General features: G+C 71.4%; 11 protein-coding genes. 5 read left to right on the forward strand and 6 right to left on the reverse strand.

From position 1 onward, the window contains the following. Positions 1-30: 30 nt before the first annotated feature. Together KF823_09865 and speE are read right to left on the reverse strand one after the other, a co-directional pair. Complete coding sequence (locus tag KF823_09865) at positions 31-2934, reverse strand: penicillin acylase family protein (protein ID MBX3726212.1); 2904 nt, start codon at positions 2932-2934, stop codon at positions 31-33. Between the two features lie 169 nt (positions 2935-3103). Further along, positions 3104-3964 (reverse strand): polyamine aminopropyltransferase, encoded by an 861-nt coding sequence (speE, locus tag KF823_09870; protein MBX3726213.1) that lies wholly within the window; start codon positions 3962-3964, stop codon positions 3104-3106. A gap of 129 nt (positions 3965-4093) precedes the next feature. Here speE and speA point away from each other — a divergent pair, with 129 nt between their 5' ends. Next, entirely contained in the window at positions 4094-5980 is a 1887-nt protein-coding gene (speA, locus tag KF823_09875; protein ID MBX3726214.1) for an arginine decarboxylase, read from the forward strand. A 31-nt stretch (positions 5981-6011) separates the two neighbouring features. On the opposite strand, the gene KF823_09880 is transcribed toward speA, so the two are convergent. The 3 genes from KF823_09880 to KF823_09890 all read right to left on the reverse strand — a co-directional run bounded on the left by KF823_09880 (position 6012) and on the right by KF823_09890 (position 11925). Further along, on the reverse strand, positions 6012-6869 hold the full coding sequence (locus tag KF823_09880; protein ID MBX3726215.1) for a hypothetical protein: 858 nt from the start codon (positions 6867-6869) through the stop codon (positions 6012-6014). A gap of 225 nt (positions 6870-7094) precedes the next feature. Beyond that, the gene (locus KF823_09885; protein ID MBX3726216.1) at positions 7095-10184 is read right to left on the reverse strand and encodes a S8 family serine peptidase; all 3090 of its coding nucleotides are present in this window, start codon (positions 10182-10184) and stop codon (positions 7095-7097) included. A gap of 145 nt (positions 10185-10329) precedes the next feature. Further along, positions 10330-11925: an electron transfer flavoprotein-ubiquinone oxidoreductase gene (locus KF823_09890; protein ID MBX3726217.1), complete on the reverse strand. Its 1596-nt coding sequence runs from the start codon at positions 11923-11925 to the stop codon at positions 10330-10332. 221 nt (positions 11926-12146) lie between these two features. On the opposite strand from KF823_09890, the gene KF823_09895 reads away from it, so the two are divergent. After that, positions 12147-13439 carry a NupC/NupG family nucleoside CNT transporter gene (locus KF823_09895; protein ID MBX3726218.1) on the forward strand — a complete coding sequence of 431 codons (1293 nt, stop codon included), beginning with the start codon at positions 12147-12149 and terminating at the stop codon, positions 13437-13439. A 42-nt stretch (positions 13440-13481) separates the two neighbouring features. On the opposite strand, the gene KF823_09900 is transcribed toward KF823_09895, so the two are convergent. Further along, a complete protein-coding gene (locus tag KF823_09900) occupies positions 13482-13769 on the reverse strand; it encodes a hypothetical protein (protein ID MBX3726219.1) in 288 nt (95 codons plus the stop codon). Positions 13770-13916: 147 nt separating this feature from the next. Between KF823_09900 and KF823_09905 the strand changes: the two genes are divergently transcribed. The 3 genes from KF823_09905 (at position 13917) to dusB (ending at position 17215) form a co-directional block, all read left to right on the forward strand. After that, positions 13917-14894, forward strand: coding sequence for a ribokinase (locus KF823_09905; protein ID MBX3726220.1), 978 nt, complete (start codon positions 13917-13919; stop codon positions 14892-14894). 85 nt (positions 14895-14979) lie between these two features. Then, entirely contained in the window at positions 14980-16068 is a 1089-nt protein-coding gene (locus KF823_09910; protein ID MBX3726221.1) for a hypothetical protein, read from the forward strand. A gap of 157 nt (positions 16069-16225) precedes the next feature. After that, a complete protein-coding gene (gene dusB / locus KF823_09915; protein ID MBX3726222.1) occupies positions 16226-17215 on the forward strand; it encodes a tRNA dihydrouridine synthase DusB in 990 nt (329 codons plus the stop codon). Positions 17216-17269 lie beyond the last annotated feature (54 nt).

Here is a 17269-nt window from a genome sequence, read left to right on the forward strand (position 1 = left end):
GCCCGGGGGCGACGGGACAGGACGCTGCCCTCAGGGCAGGAAATTGACCACCGTCGGCGAGGCGGCTGCCGCCGCCGCGACGCCGATCCGCAGGGGGTGGTAGGCATTGGTCAGCCACCGGCCGAGCTGGCTGGCATAGGTGGCGCTGCCGAGCACGCCGCTCTGGCCGCCGGGCAGGATCTGGAAGGCCGTGATCGGACTGCCCATCTCGCCGACGAAGCGCCGGGCCGGGCCGCTGCCGAAGGTGAAACCGTTGACGCCCTGGGCGCGCACCCCATGTCCTGAGGCGTCGACCACCTCGTAGCCGCCGGGCCGCGCCAGGCCGGGCAGGCCCGGCGCGAGGTCGGAAAATCCGTACGGGTTGGCACCGGGCAGGTTGAAGGGACCGCCCAGCGGATGCCTGAAGGTGATCCGGTGCAGCCGGCCCCAGCGGTAGTCGGACAGGCTGGTCGAGCCGCCGAAGGCGGGTGCGTAGGCCGGGCTGGCCATCGCGTCCAGACCGTCCTTCAGGGCCTTGAGCAGCACGAAGTCGCGGCGCGCGGCCGCCGTCGGCGCGCCAGCCACCTGGAAGAAGTCCAGGCCGGAGGCGCTGCGGCCGCCGAGCAGGGCGAAGTTGTCGAGCAGGAACTTGAGACCGGTGTAGGCCTCGTTGTTGCCCGGCAGCGCGGCGCCCAGGCCGACCCGGGACAGCGTGGCGTCGATGGTCGAGCGCACCGCGAAACTGCGCCAGTGCGCCCAGATCGAGGCCGCGACGCTGGCATCGATCTGCGCCTGACCGGGCGTCGGCAGGTCCGCCGGATTGTCGCCGGGGTCGTAGCCCTGGGCGATGCCGGTCGGCGTCGAGTAGTCCCAGGCACGCAGGCGGTCTATCGCTTCGGCGACGCGTGCGTCGCCGGCCAGCGCGGCCAGTTCCGGCCAGGCGCCGCCGGCGCGGGCGTTGTCGAAGGCGGCGATCAGGTGCGGCAGCACCAGTTCCGCGTCGAGCTGGCGGTTGTCGGCCTGCAGAACGCGCATGTCGTCCAGGGTGAGCTTGCGGCCGCTGGCGATCAGCCGCTGCAGTTCGCGGTCGATGCGGCCCATCCGGTACGAGGAGGAACCGCCGCTGTCCAGGTAGTGTATGCCGCCGCCCGGTCGCAGCTGGTTGAGGGCGTTGTTGTCCAGCGAGAATCCGGACGGGTCGTTGTTGGCGTTGGCCACGTAGCCTGTGGCCGGGTTGACCACGAAGGGCATCTCCGATGCCGGCAGGATCTCATACGGCAACGCCTGGTTCGGTTGCGGATTCTGGCGCGGCAGCCAGCCGTGGCGTTGCGGCCCGGCGCCGTTGCGGATGAACCACGGCGGCACTCCGCCATCGGGCTGGCCGAGCAGCTGCAGGTCCTCGCGGACCGCGGCCTCGCCCGTGGTGAAGTAGGCGATGTTGCCGTCGACGTCGCCGTAGATGAAATTCTGCGAACCGACGTCGAAGTAGGACAGCGCCTCGCGGAACTGCGCGAGGTTCTGCGCGGCGTTGATGCGCCGGAACGACTCCAGCTCGAAGGTCGGGCCCCAGCCGGCATAGGCCACGGACAGGCCGCTGCTGCCGCTGATCTGCAGCACCGGCCCGTTGTTCCGGCGCGGCACGAGCACGGTGATCGCCCCGTTCAGGTAGCCGATCGAGTTGTCCCGCACCACGTCGTCGGGCTGGCCGCTGCCGGGCCGGTTGACGAAGAAGCTCTGGAACACCCACTGCACCGCTTCCTCCACGCCGTTGTGCACGGTGGCGTAGGGCAGGCCCAGGGTGTTGACGCGGAAGGTCTCCTGGTAGACGTCGGTGACATCCAGCGAATTGGTGGTGGTGCCCCAGCAGATGCGCAGGTTGCAACCCTGGATGATGCCCGGCACGCCGGGCAGGCTGACGCCGACGGCATCGAGCGGCGTCGCGCCGTGGCGTGGATCGGTGGAATGGATGTGATGGGTGATGAAGATCGACGGCAGGCCCAGGCCAAGGTGCGGATCGTTGGCCACCAGGGCCCGGCCGCTGGCGGTATGCACGCCGGCCACCGCCCATTCGTTGCTGCCGATCGGACTCTCCCTGCGGTCCAGGGCGCGCTCGAACAGGGTCAGGCCGGACAGCTTGTCGCGCAGGCCGCGGGCCAGCTCGACGGTGTCCGCACCGATCAGCGGGGCGTGGCTGCCGGCGTGGCCGAAGATTCCATCGAGCGGATCGGTCGCGGCGGTCTCGGTCACCCCTGCCGGCAGGCCGGCGTCGCCCGGCACGAAGCCGGGCACCGAGACCCGGCCGTCCGCCGGCGCCGCCCGGTGGGTGTCGCCGAAGTACAGCGCGGCACCGTCGAAGCCGGCTGCCGCGCCGGCCTGCAGATAGGCGGCGAAGCGCAGGGTCGGCTCGATGTCGAGATCGAAGGAGAGCTGGAAGGCCAGGGCCTTGCCGATCACCAGCGTGTCGACCGGCTCCCAGGCCGGCACCCGGGTGATCTCGAGCGCGGCGTACTCGGGCGGCAACGGGTTGCTGCGCAGCCAGTGATTGACGCCGTCGGCGTAGGCCTTCAGCCAGCCGCGGGTGTCCGCCGACATCGCCAGCCAGGTGGCCAGCGCCGCGCGGCGCAGCCCGATGGTGCGGGTCTGCACGTCGTCGGCCAGGCGCGCGCTGCCGACCAGTTCTGCCAGGGTGCCGCTGGCACCGCGCCGGTTGGCGTCCATCTGGAAGAAGCGGTCGCGGGCATGCGCCCAGCCCTGCAGAAAGGCGGCATCGTTGTCGGTCCGGGCCCGGACCAGCGCAATGCCCTCGGCGTCGTAGGCGACCGACCCCGGGGCGGACAGTCCGGTGCCGGTGATCGTGGTGGACTGGGCCAGGGCGGGTCCGGCGAGCACCGCCAGGACGGTGGCGGCCAAGCGCGCCCGTCCAGACGGCCGGGAGGGATTCGGATGCTGGGACATGGTCGGCTCCGGGGTCGGACTGCCCGGGAAGGCAGCAGGGTACGCACCCGTATGGAACCACGTCGTCGCCGACAATCCGAGACGCGGTGCACCATTCGCCCGATCCGCCGGCCGCGACCGGCCGGTGGCCCGGCTTTCGAGTGCGGCGCCCGGGCCGTGCCGCTGGCGGTTACTCGCCCAGCGCCTCGCGCAGGAACTCCGGCACCGCCAGCGACGCGCGATGGATCTCGGCGTTGTAGTAGCGGGTCGGGAAGGTCTTGGTCTGGGCGCCGCGTTCGCGGAAACCGTCCAGGTCGACGCCCTTGCGCGCCATCGTGCAGCTCCACCAGCCCGAGGGGTAGCACGGCTGCGGGAAGCACAGGGTACGCAGGCTGTGGAAGCCGCAGCCCTTCATCTTGCTGCGCATGTCGCGCAGCAGGTCGGTGTGCACCAGTGGCGACTCGCTCTGCTGCACCAGGATGCCGCCGCTGCGCAGCGCCTTCAGCGCGTTGCGGTAGAAGGATTCGTTGAACAGGCCCTCGGCCGGACCGATCGGATCGGTGGAGTCGACGATGATCACGTCGATCGATTCCGGCTCGGCCTCGGCCATGAACTTGATGCCGTCCTCGAAACGCAGTTCCGCGCGCGGATCGCCGTTGGCCTCGCACAGCTCCGGGAAGTACTTCTCGGCGAGGCGGGTGACCCGCTCGTCGATCTCGATCTGGATGCAGCGCTCGACCTCGTCGTGGCGCAGCACTTCGCGCAGGGTGCCGCAGTCGCCGCCGCCGATGATGACCACGCGCTTGGCGCGCGGGTGGGTGAACAGCACCGGGTGCGCCATCATCTCGTGATAGAGGAAGTTGTCGCGGCCGGTCACCATCATGCAGCCGTCGATCACCATCAGGTTGCCCCAGTCGGTGCTCTCCCAGATCTCGATGTTCTGGAACGGCGTCTGCTCGGCGTGCAGCTGACGGGTCACCCGGAAGCCGATGGCGGAGCCCGAGTACTCGTGCGTCTCGTGGAACCAGGTCGGGGCGGTGGCGTCGGTCATGGCGGGCGTCCGGATGCGGGGCGCGGATTGTAGCCGACCGCAGGACGCACGGTTGTCGACGCCCGGGTGCCCCGGGGCGGACGCGCCGGCCCGCGCTGTAGAATCCCCGCGATCCGCACCGGAAAACCGATGACCGACTTCAGCCTCGACGATGCCCGCCGTACCTACTCCCTGCCCTACTGGGGCGAGGGCTACTTCGACGTCGATGCCGACGGTCGGCTGGTGGTGCGCCCGGACCGCAGCCCGGAGCGGCAGATCGCCCTGGCCGACGTGGTCGCACAGGCGCGCGAGCAGGGCCTGAAGCTGCCGCTGCTGGTGCGCTTCGCCGACATCCTCGGCGACCGGCTGGCGCAGATGCAGGCGGCGTTCGCCCGGGCGATGGCCGCGCAGGGCTACGACGGCGGCTACACCGCGGTCTATCCGATCAAGGTCAACCAGCACATGGGCGTCGCCGGCGAGTTGGTCGGCCGCGCCGACGGCCGCCCCGGCTTCGGCCTGGAGGCCGGCAGCAAGCCCGAGTTGATCGCCGTGCTGGCGCTGTCGCGCGGCGGCATCGTGATCTGCAACGGCTACAAGGACCGCGAGTACATCCGCCTGGCCCTGATCGGGCGGCGACTGGGCCTGGACGTGTTCATCGTCATCGAGAGCCCGGCCGAACTCGACATCGTGCTGGAAGAGGCCGCTGCCCTCGGTGTGTCGCCCCTGCTGGGCGCCCGCCTGCGGCTGGCGTCCCTGGGCGCCGGCAAGTGGCAGAACACCGGTGGCGACAAGGCCAAGTTCGGGCTGTCGCCGCGGCAGCTGCTGGACCTGGTCGAGCGCCTGCGCGCGTCCGGCCAGCTGGACGCCCTCAAGCTGCTGCACTTTCACATGGGTTCCCAGATCTCCAACCTGCGCGACATCGCCGGCGGCATGCGCGAGGCGACCCGTTACATGACCGAGATGGCGCGCCTGGGCGCCGACATCCGCTACATGGACGTCGGCGGCGGCCTGGGCATCGACTACGAGGGCACCCGTTCGCGCAGCTATTGCTCGATCAACTATTCGCTGGACCAGTACGCGGGCACGGTGGTCGAGGCGATCGCCGAAGCCTGCCGCGAGGCCGGCATGGCGGCGCCGCACGTGCTGACCGAGGCCGGACGGGCGATGACCGCGCACCATGCCGTGCTGGTCGCCAACGTCAGCGAGGTCGAGACCGCGCCGGCCGGGGCGCTGCCGCCGGTCGGCGAGGCCGAACCAGCGGCGATCGGCCACCTGCGCGCGGTGCTCGCCGACTTCGACCGGCGTCCGGCGCTGGAGCTCTACCACGAGGCGGTGCATTTCCTGGCCGAGGGCCAGGCGCGCTACGCCACCGGCGAGCTGACGCTGGAAGGCCGGGCCGCACTGGACGACCTGTTCTACGCGATCGCGCACGGCGTGCGGGCCCGGCTGAAGACCGACGAGCGCGCGCATCGCCAGGTGCTGGACGACCTGAACGACAAGCTGGTCGACAAGTACTTCGTCAATTTCTCGGTGTTCCAGTCGATCCCCGACGTCTGGGCGATCGACCAGGTGTTCCCGATCGTGCCGATCGAGCGGCTCGGCGAGCGTCCCGACCGGCAGGGCGTGATCGTCGACCTGACCTGCGATTCCGACGGTCGCATCGACGCCTATGTCGATTCCGAGGGCGTCGATTCCAGCCTGCCGCTGCATGCCCTGCGCGAGGGCGAACCCTATCGTCTGGCGATCTGCCTGGTCGGCGCCTACCAGGAGACCCTGGGCGACATCCACAACCTGTTCGGCGACACCGACTCGGTCAATGTCATGCTGGCCGACGGCCGCTTCGAGCTGCGCCAGCCGCGCCGCGGCGACACCGCCGACCGTCTGCTCGGCTACGTCGGCTACGACGTCAACGACCTGCGCAGGCTGCTCGCCCTCAAGCTGGACCGCGCGGGCCTGGCTGGCAGCGAGCGCGCCAGCCTGCACGGCCAGCTCGAGGCCGGCCTGACCGCCTATACCTATCTCGACGACGCCGGTTGAGCCCGGTCTCGACGGTGGCAGGGCCTGCCGCTCAGAGACAGCGCTGCAGCGCGTCGACCAGCCGGTCGGCGCTGCCGGGCGCGTGGTCCAGGAACAGCGAAGGTTCGGTCAGTTCCAGTTCGAGCAGGCGCGGCCCCTCGGGCGAGGGCAGCAGGTCGACCCGCGCATACGGCAGCCGTCCGAACGGTTGTGCGGCCAGCACCTGTTCGGCGACCGACCGTTCCTGCGCCGATGGCGTGCGTTCGCGAATGTGCTCCGGTGCGAACAGGGCCCGCGTCGATCCGGCCTGGCGCTTCAGCAGCGGCCCCTTGCGGATGGCGTGCGAGAACTCGCCGTCGAAGTAGAGCAGGGCGGTCTCGCCGGCCTCGTCGACCTGATCCAGGTAGGGCTGGACCAGCACATGCAGTCCCTGCGCCTGCAGCTGCCGGGCATGGTCGACGGCCTGCTCGCGCTCGCTGGCCAGAAAGCGCCGGGCGCCGCGCGAACCGGCGCCGACCGTCGGCTTGACCACGAATTCGGGCCAGCCGGGCAGAGTGCCGGCATCCTCGTCCGGCGCCAGGAAATGGCTGGGCACCACCGGCGCGCCTGCGTCCGCCAGGACGCCCAGGTACCGCTTGTCGGTGTTCCAGCGCACCACCTCGGGGGCATTGAGCAGGCGCGTCCGGGCGGCAACAGCATCGCACCAGGCGAGAAAGCCCGGCAACCGGCCGGTGTAGTCCCAGGTCGAACGCAGCAGCACCAGGTCGAACCTTGCCCAGGACACCGTGGCGTCGTCCCAGGCACGCACCTGGGCGTCCCAGCCTGCCCGTTCAAGGGCGGCGAGCAGGGGTGGCAGATCCTCGTCCAGCGGCAGGGCCGGGACGGCGGTGGCCAGGGCGATCAGGGGCATGCCGGCATTGTCGGGGTCGCCGCCGGCAGCGGCAAGGGAAGGTCGGATCGATTCAGGCCTTCCTCCGGCCCAGGGACGGGCCGGCGCGAATCGAGCACGCCAGTGCTCGATTCATCGGAGCCGGGCACGGACATCTGCCGAGCCCGGCGAGTCTGATCAAGGCCAGGACGGCCTTGATCAGACCTTTCCAAGAGGGGGCGGCGTTGCCGCCGCCCCCGTCAGGCCTCAAGGGATCGTGATCGGATCGCCTGCGCTGTTGTAGGCGAGCGCGTGGATGGTCAGCGGCCGGCCGGCCGGGCCGGTGCTGATCCGCGCGTAGCCGTACAGCGTGGTGCCGCCATTGTCGAAGCGGAAGCCCAGGTAGCCGTCGGTGATGTTGCCCGGCGTCGTCCAGGGTGTGGTGGCGGCCGCTGCGGTGGATACCAGGAACTGGCTGGCCGGCCCGATGGTGGCACCGCTGGCCAGCACCGCGTAGGTGCTGCCGTTTAGGCTGACGCCCCCCTCGCTGCCGTTGGCGTTGAACGGCCAGAAGAACTGCACCACCGTCGGCGTGCCGTACACGTTGAAGTTGAATGGCGTGGTGTCGCAGGCGCAGGTGGTGCCGTCCAGCCAGCGGATCGAACCGCCGGTGAAGTCCGGCGCCGGCACGAAGTCGATGTCCTCGATGACCACGATGTCCGGGTTGCCGCCGCAGCCGGGCGCGCCGGCGGCACACTCGAAGTCGTGCGCGAACAGCCGGTCCGGCTCGCCTTCGAGCGCCAGCTGGACGCTGGCCACGTCGTTGCCGGGCGCTGGATCGGGCTGGCCACCGCCGATGCTGGCCGTGACCGCGACGGTACCGGCGTCGGCAAGCGGATCGACCTGGGCGCGGACCAGGAGCACTGGCGCCAGCGTGGCCGTCGGCAGCGAGGCTGCCAGGGTGCAGGAGACCTCCGATCCGTCGACGCTGCAGTTCCAGTCCGCACCCTGCAGCATGCCCGCCTTCGCGGTCTGCACGGCACTGGCGTCGAGGTAGGCGAGCTCCGGCGGCAGCGCCAGCTCGACGACCACGCCGGTTGCCGGGCCGGGACCGAAGTTGGCGGCCTGCACCAGCAGGGAGACCTCGCCGCCGATGCTGGCCGGATCCGGGGTCGCCAGCAGGCTGAGCCCCAGGTCGGCCGGTTCCGGCGGCGTGCCATCGGTCGCGCAGTTGTAGCAGGCCAGCGCGAAGTCCTGCGCCGGGGCGCCCGGATTGTGCGGATTCAGCGCGTCGGCGGCGATGTTGGCCGCCAGCACCGACAGGTTGATGCTGCCGCCATGCTGGGCCGGGCTGAGGAACACGCCCTCGAGGTTGTTGCGGTCGTCGGCGGTGCCGCCGGTGGCCGACCAGCCGTCCGCGCCGATCACGTTGCCGCGGAAGGTACCGCCCGCGGCGCTGACGGTCAGGTCCAGGTTGTTGACCCAGGCCGGGGTGCTGCCGCCCAGGCCATGGCCCGGGGCATCCGTCCAGGCCAGCATGATCAGCATCGGTGCGGTGGGATCGGCGGCCTGCAGTGCGATGTCCCAGGTCTGCCCGGTGCTGGTGAACACGGTCTCCTGCTCCTGCAGGAACACCGGCTGCGGCGGATTCATGACCTTGTCCAGATCGAGCCGGCCATACCCCTGGAAGCGGTCGGGGCGGTGTCCCATGATGCCGTTGTCGGCGTTGCGGAAGCCCTGCAGGTTGCGGGCCGCGGCGGTGAACGCGGCCTTGATCAGCGCCGGGCTGGGCGTGGCGCCGTCGTTGTTGTCGCGGTACTTCTCGACGAACAGCGCGACCGCGCCGGACACCACCGGCGACGCCATCGAGGTGCCGCAGCTCAGGCCGAAGGCGGTGTCGCTGCCGCTGGAGGAACTGTCGGTGCGACATCCGGGCGCGACGATGTGCGGCACCCGGCGACCGTCGCAGGCGTTGCCGTGCGCGGAATTGCCGGAGATGTCGAAGATGTCCGGGATCTGCGTGCCGTTGGTGTTCTGCAGCTTGGTCGAGCCGACCGCGAACAGGTTCTTGGCCTCGTCCGGCCCGCCCAGCGAACTGGGCGCGCAGGCGCCGCCGGAGTCGCCGTTGCCGTTCATGATCGACCATACCGCCAGCACCGGCTGCTGGCCGGGCTGCTCGGGCACGGCGTCGCGCGAGATGAAGTCGATCTGTTGGGTCGGAATGTCGTAGCCCTGCGGCGTGCTGGTCGGTCCCCAGGAATTGTTGGTGTGGACGGCGCCGCTGAGCGCCGATTCCCGGTAGATGGTCAGCATGCCGTTGGGGATCATGCCGCCGGGGCCGCCACCCAGGAAGCTGCCGTAGCGCTGCTGGATCAGGCCGGCGCCGGGTGCCACGCCCTGGCCGCGCAGGAAGCCCGCCGCGTCGGTGATGCCCGAGGCGCCAGTGCCGCCGACCGCGCCGGCGACGTGGGTGCCGTGCGAGTTGTTGCTGGCGCTGCAGCTGCTCGGCGAGGTGCCGCCGTTGACGCAGGGCCGGATATTCGGCGCCAGGTCCTGGTGGCTGGTGCGGATGCCGCCGTCGACGATGCCGACGGTGACGCCGGTGCCGTCATAGCCGGTCGAGATCAGCCAGCTGGCGTAGCCGGGCACGATCGTCCACGACGGCCCCGGGCCATGATTGCCGACCACCGACTGGTTGCTCATCTCGCCTCGGGGGCCGGCGTCCTGCGGGATCGCCTGCAGGGTGTAGACGCCGGCGATCTCCGCCAGGTCCAGGTAACGGTCGCCGGGGGCATCGAGATGCAGGACAGCCAGGTGGCGGTTGAGCGGGTCGGCCGAGTGCACCTGCGCGCCGGCATCGCGCAACGACTGTACGACGGTGTCGATACCTGCATGGCGGCTGATCAGGGCCATGGTCGGCAGCGCCTGCGCGCCATGATCGCGTTGCAGGGCATTGACCCTGAACTCCGGAATGAAGCGTCCGGTCCAGCGCACCTCGGCGCGCCGGCCGGCCTGCTGCAGGGCCTCGGCGTCCGACCAGACGATGTAGGTGTAGGGATGCACGTATTGCACCGGGATCGCGCCGTCGTCGGCCAGGGCGTCGAGCCAGCCCGGCTGCAGCGGTCCGTGGAACTGCACCAGGCGCAGGTCCGGCCCGTGGTCGGCGTCGCGCGTCGCGGCCGGGGCGGCGATCAGCGGATCGAAGCGCAGGCCGCCAAGGTCCAGGGTGAAGTCCAGCTGCGAGGCGGTTGCGGTGGCGCCGGCCTGCGGCGATGCGCCGGACCGTGCGGCGAGGCCGGCGCTGCCGGCGGCGAGAGAGACTGCGAGCGCCAGTGCGCCCAGGCGAATCGGATTCAAGAAAACCTCCCGACATGTTCCAGTTGATCGGACTCCGGAGCATACCCCGGAAGCGGCGATCGACGGCCGAACCGGGACGGATGGCCGGTCCGCCGCAGCGAATCGTGGCTTGCGAAAGGCGAAGGAAGCGCCAGGCCTGCGCCGGTCAGAGGTTCTGGTAGTTGGGACCGGCGCCCCCCTCGGGGGTCACCCAGGTGATGATCTGGTAGGGATCCTTGATGTCGCAGGTCTTGCAGTGCACGCAGTTGGCGGCGTTGATCTGCAGGCGGCGGCCGGCGCCGTCGTCGACGATCTCGTAGACCCCGGCCGGGCAGAAGCGCTCGCAGGGGTTGTTGTACTCCACCGTGCAGCGGGTCACGCAGACCTGCGGATCGGCGACCAGCAGGTGCACCGGCTGGTCCTCGTCGTGCTCGGTGGCGGCGAAGTAGACGCCGGCCAGGCGGTCGCGCGGCGGCAGGTCGCGCGCCACCCAGTCGCGCGCCGGCGACTGGTAGGCGTCCAGCCGGCGCAGCGCGCTGTGGTCGGCATGGTGCTTCAGGGTCCACGGCGAGCGACCGCCGGTCACCGTTTCCCAGGCGGCGTTGGCCAGGCCGCGCCACAGGCCCTTCTGGAAGCCCGGACGGATGTTGCGCACGCGGCGCAGTTCGTCGACCACCTTCGAGGCGCGCAGGCGCGCGTCCCAGCCCTCGGCCGCGCCGGTTTCGGCGACGTGCTCGGCGGCCAGCATGCCCGAGGCCATCGCCTGGTGGGTGCCCTTGATCTTGGGCACATTGAGCAGGCCGGCGTCGTCGCCGATCAGCAGGGCGCCCGGCATCTCGACGCGCGGCAGCGCCTGGTAGCCGCCCTCGACCAGGGCGCGGGCGCCGGCCGACAGGATGCTGCCGCCCTCCAGCAGGGGCCGGATCGCCGGGTGGTGCTTGAGCTGCTGGAAAGCCTCGTAGGGCGCGAAGTTGGGGTCCTCGTAGTCGAGGCCGACCACGAAGCCGATCGCCAGGCGATCCTGGTCGAGGTGGTAGAGAAAGCTGCCGCCGTAGGTGCGGCGGTCCAGCGGCCAGCCCAGGGTGTGCACGACCTGGCCGGCCTCGCCCTTGCCCGGCGCAAGCTGCCACAGCTCCTTGATGCCGATGCCGTAGGTCTGTGGACCGCTGTCGCGGTCCAGGCCGAATTCGCGGATCAGGCGCTTGCCCAGGTGACCGCGGCATCCCTCGGCCAGCACCGTGACCTTCGCGCGGATGTCGATGCCCTGGGTGTAGGTCGGCTTGCGGCTGCCGTCGCGGGCGACGCCCATGTCGCCGATCCGCACGCCGGCGACGCGACCGTCCTCGACCAGGGCCTCCGCCGCGGCGAAGCCGGGGAAGACCTCGACGCCCAGCGCCTCGGCCTGCGGCGCCAGCCAGGCGCACAGGGCGCCCAGCGAGACGATCACGTTGCCCTTGTTGTGCATCTGCGGCGGCGTCGGCAGCCGCCGCGCGCCGGTCTTCGAAAGCCACAGGAAGCGGTCGCCGGCGACGTCCACGCACACCGGCGGCGGCGCGCTGCGCCAGTCCGGCAGCAGGGCGTCGAGCGGGCCTGTCTCGATCACCGCGCCGGACAGCACCTGGGCGCCGATCGTCGAGGCCTTCTCGATCACGCACACCGACAGCTCCGGGCGGAGCTGCTTGAGGCGCAGCGCGAACGCCAGGCCGGCCGGCCCGGCGCCGACCGTCACCACGTCGTACTCCATCACGTCGCGCTCGCTCATGGCTGGCCTCCTGGGAATGGCCAGGATTATACGGACCACGCCGGTGAAGCCGGCGCGCGCCCGCGTGGCTCGTGCCGGGGGTCCGATCCGGCAGGTTCGGCGTTGCCGCGGTCCGACCATGGCACCGGTCCGTTGCGGACCGTGGGCCCGGGGCACCGGACCTTCCCTCGGGGAGCCCCAGCCACTAGCCTGCCCGGGTTCCCCATGGAGGCGGCCCCGCGATGGCCCTGTTGCAAAGCGTGCTGTTCGGCCTGCTCGGCCTCTCGGTGCTGGTCGCCATCGCCTGGCTGTTCTCCGACAACCGGCGCGCCGTCAACTGGCGCCTGATCGGCACCGGCCTGGCTCTGCAGGTTGCGCTGGCCCTGTTCGTGCTGATGACGCCGTTCGGCGCCGCGGTGTTCGACGCCCTCGGGCGCGGTTTCGTCAAGGTGATCTCGTTCACCCAGGCCGGCGCCGGCTTCATCTTCGGCGACTTCGTCGACATCTCGAAGTTCGGCTTCGTGTTCGCCATCCAGGTGCTGCCGACCATCATCTTCTTCTCGGCGCTGATGAGCGTCCTCTACCACGTCGGCCTGATGCAGCGGATCGTCCAGGGCATGGCCTGGGCGATCACCAAGGTGATGCCGGTGTCCGGCGCCGAGACGCTGTCGGTGAGCGCCAACGTGTTCGTCGGCCAGACCGAGGCGCCCCTGGTGGTGCGCCCCTACATCGGGCGGATGACCAACTCGGAGCTGATGACCTTGATGGTCGGCGGCATGGCGACCATCGCCGGCGGCGTGATGGCCGCCTACATCGGCCTGCTCGGCGGCGGCGATCCGGACCAGCAGGTGTTCTACGCCAAGCACCTGGTCTCGGCCAGCATCATGGCGGCGCCGGCGGCGCTGGTGATGGCCAAGCTGCTGATCCCCGAGGTTCAGCAGCCGCTGACCCTGGGCACCGTGCGCATCCACGACGAGCGGGTCGCCCAGAACGTCATCGAGGCGGCGGCGATCGGCGCCTCCGACGGCGTCAAGCTGGCGCTCAACGTCGGCGGCATGCTGCTGGCCTTCCTGGCGCTGATCGCCATGGTCAACTTTCCGCTGGAATGGCTGGGCGAGGTGACCGGCGTCACTGCCGCGCTCAGCGAGGCCGCCGGCCGGCCGGTGAAGACCGACCTGGCCCTGATGCTGGGTTACCTGTTCTCGCCAGTCGCCTGGATCACCGGCGTGCCCTGGTCGGATGCCCAGGCGGTCGGCTCCCTGGTCGGCCAGAAGATCGTCGCCAACGAGTTCGTGGCCTACGTGCAGCTCGCCGAGATGGCGCCGGAGCTGACCGAGAAGGGCCGGCTGATCGCCACCTACGCGCTGTGCGGGTTCGCCAACTTCTCGTCGATCGCCATCCAGATCGGCGGCATCGGCGGCATCGCCCCGGAGCGCCGCGCCGACCTGGCGCGCTTCGGGCTGCGGGCGGTGCTCGGCGGCACCCTGGCGACCCTGATGACCGCCACCATCGCCGGGGTCATCACCTCGTTCTGAGCGCGACCCGGGGCGGCACCGCCGCCCCGGGTCCGCGCGGCATCACTTCTTCTTCAGCAGGCCGCCGATCAGCGGCAGGATCAGGCCGGCGACCGCGCCGATGCCGCCCTGCGCGGCCAGCGCCGCCGGGTCGCTGCCGGTGCCGGCCATGCCCAGCATCTCGAACAGGCCGGCGGCCTGGGCGCCCTGCGCGCCGGCGACGCCGCCGACCGCGCCCAGTACGCTGTTCAGCAGCGGGCCCAGGCTGCGCGCCTTGTTGATCAGCCCGGCGACGTTGCCGCCTACCAGGCCCGCGATGGCCTGGATGACCAGGGGCAGAATGTTTTCCATGGTGTTGCTTCTCCCTACTGTGGTGCGGAACGCTCCGCGCCGGCAGTCTAGTCCCCGCCGCACGGGCCGGAGAAAGCTTGACGACGGTCACGCCTGGCGCTGTGATGGCGGGCTTGCCGGCCCGCCGGCAGTCGAGGGACGAAGACCATGCCCGGCCACGACGTGGTGGTGATCGGCTCCTACGTACAGGACCACATCTGGACCCTGCCGGCCTTTCCGCGCGCCGGCGAGACCGCGCCCGCCGACGGCTACGCCAGCTGCGCGGGCGGCAAGGGCTTCAACCAGGCGGTCGCCGCGCACCGGCTTGGCGCCCGGGTGCGTTTCGTCGGCGCCCTGGGCGACGACGCCGGCGCCGACGGTGCCCGTGCCTTCGCTGCCGCCGAGGGTCTGGCGGCATCCTGGCAGACGGTTGCCGGCCAGCCGACCGCGGCGGCCGGCATCCTGGTCGACGGCGCCGGCAACAACCTGATCGCGGTCGCCCTGGGCGCGAACCGGAAGCTTGCGCCATCGTTCATCGCCGGCCTGGCCGACGAGCTGGCCGGCAGTCGCCTGCTGCTGACCCAGATGGAAACCAGCCTGGCCGCGGTGGCGGCGGTCGCCGACCTGGCCGACGCCCTGGCCATTCCGGCGATCCTGAACCCGGCGCCGATGGACGCCGCGTTGCCGCCCGCCCTGCTGCGCCGCTTCCCGCTGGTGACGCCGAACGAGACCGAATTCGCGCAGCTGCTGGCCTGCTGCGGCGTGGCCCGGGTCGATCCGGACCAGGTCGCCGCGCTGCCCGACGACGAACTGCAGCGGCTCGCCCGCGGCCTGGGCGTGGCCACCGTCGTGGTCACCCTGGGTCGCCACGGCTGCTTCGTCTGCCATGCCGGGGGCAGCCCCTGGGCCGCCGGCGAACCGGCCTGCTATCGCCTGGCCGCCGAGGCCGTGGCCAGCATCGACAGCACCGGCGCCGGCGACTGCTTCAACGGCGCCCTGGCCGCCGCCCTTGCCGCCGGTGCCGGCACCGGCTTCCGCGCCGCGATCGTCGATGCCAACCGCGCCGCCGCGCTGTCCACCGAGCGCCGCGGCACCACCGTCGCCATGCCCACCCGCACCGAAGTCGCTGCCCGCTTCGGGGCCTGAGTGCTGCATCGCCGCATCCGCCGCATCGTTGCAGCTTCCACAGCGTGTTAGCCTGTGCCGGTCCCCGGTCCCCAGGAGAATCGCCATGCGCCTGCCCGCCCTCGCCCTGCTGCTGGCCTTCGCCGCCCCCGCCCTTGCCTGCCCGGAACCGCCGTTCAACGAGACCGTCGAGCTGGGCGGCACCGCGACCTGGCTGGAGGGCGACGACGGCTGCGCCCTGGATGTCCGCATCGATGCCAACGTGCGCGGGTCGGCGGCGATGGCCCACGTGCGCCGCCGCGACCAGGCGCCGCTGATGGAGCTGGCCTTCCGGGCCGACCTCTCGGCGCTGACCGGTCTCAACGCGGTGCAGGTATTCGATCTGGTCCACGCCGTGTCCGCCCAGCCCGCCGGCAGCGGCGACCAGCGCACCGCCACGGTCTTCGCGCTGTCGGTGTTCGGCAATATCGCGGGCACGTCCCGGAACCTGGGCGTGTCCGCTCCCTGTCCCGGCCAGCCGGGCGGCCAGTGCACGTTGTCGGTGCCGCTGCCTGTGCGCCCCGAGATCACGCTGCGGCTGGAGGAAGGCGCCGGCACCGGCAGCCTGCGCCTGTGGGTGGACACGCCGACCAGCGATGCCCCGACCGCGGTCATGAACGGCCTGGACACCGTGGCGCTGGGCGGCATCGAACGCCTGGCCCTGGGCCTGGGCAACCCCAGCACCGGGTTCCTGGCAGGGCAGGCCACGCGCACCGTGCGCTTCGACCGCATCGCCCTGGCCGACGACCAGCTCGCCTGGATCAGCCACGAGGCCGGCGAGGACGCCAACTGCCCTGTAGGAGTGCCCTTTCCGCTCGGTTCCGTGAGCGGAAGCACCTGCACCGGCAGCCACGACCTGCCGGCCCTGGCCTCGGGCAGCACGCGCAACCGCTCGCCAGCCGTGCTCTACCGATTCACCCTGCCTGAGCCGCGCACCGGTGCCTTCTCAATCGCCGAGCCGACGCCGTTCGGGGTGGCGCTGTTCCTGTGCGAGGTCCCCTGCGGGCCGGCCACCCGCTGCATCGCCACCGGGAATGCGGGCAATCCGCTGACCTTCTCGCAACTGCAGGGAACCTGGTACCTGGTGGTCAAGCCGGCCGGCGGACCGTCAGCCTGCGGGAACTACACCCTCACGTACAACGGACCGTTGGGCTGAGACGGGCGCCAACGCAGTAGGCCGCCTTTCCGGAGGATCTGGTGCCCCCCGGATCCGGCATGGCGGGTACCGGCCCGCGGGTGACGAGGGTTTCACGCACGTGAACGATGGTGACGCGCCCGCCGCGGCGCGTCCCGCCCCGCTACCATGGCCGGCCATGCAGATCGGCCGCCACCGAATCGATCCGCCGCTGGTGCTGGCGCCGATGGCCGGCATCACCGACAAGCCGTTCCGGGTGCTGTGCAAGCGCCTGGGCGCTGGCCTGTGCGTGTCGGAAATGACCGCCGCCGATCCGGCGCTGAGGCATACCCGCAAGTCCGCCCTGCGCCGCGAGCACGCCGGCGAACCCGAGCCGGTGGCGGTGCAGATCGCCGGGTGGGATCCGGCGATGCTGGCCGACGCCGCGCGCTTCAACGCCGACCAGGGCGCGCAACTCATCGACATCAACATGGGCTGCCCGGCCAAGAAGGTGTGCCGGCGCGAGGCCGGTTCCGCCCTGCTTGCCGACGAGCCACTGGTGGCGCGCATCCTGGCCGAGGTGGTTGCCGCTGTCGAGGTGCCGGTGACCCTGAAGATCCGCACCGGACCCGACCCGGCCAACCGCAACGGCGTGGCCATCGCCCGGATCGCGCAGGACGCCGGCATCGCCGCACTGGCCGTGCACGGCCGCACCCGCGCCGACCGTTTCCTGGGCCGCGCCGAGTACGCCACCATCGCGGCGATCAAGCGCGCGGTGGCGATCCCTGTGATCGCCAACGGCGACATCGATTCGCCGCAGGCCGCGCGCGCCGTGCTCGAGGCCACCGGCGCCGACGCCGTGATGGTTGGCCGCGCCGCCCAGGGCCGGCCCTGGATCTTCGCCGAGATCGCCGCCTATCTGGCGACCGGCCAGGTGCCGGCCCCACCATCGCCCGCCCAGGTCGGCGCCTGGCTGCTCGAGCACCTGGACGGGCTGTACGCGCTGTACGGCGAGTCCCAGGGCGTGCGCATCGCACGCAAGCACATCGGCTGGTACTGCCGCAGCCATGCCGGGGCCGAGGCGTTCTGGCGGCAGGTCAGCGGCATCGAGCAGGCGCGCGCGCAGCGCGACGCGGTCGCGGCGTTCTTTGCCGCGTTGGCGGACACGGCCTGGTCGAGGGCGGCATGAGGGCGCCCTGTTTTCGCCGCACGCCCTCGATTGTCGGGCCCCGCGGCAGGTGGG

This window comes from Lysobacterales bacterium (assembly GCA_019634735.1).
Classification (GTDB): Bacteria; Pseudomonadota; Gammaproteobacteria; order Xanthomonadales; family UBA2363; genus Pseudofulvimonas.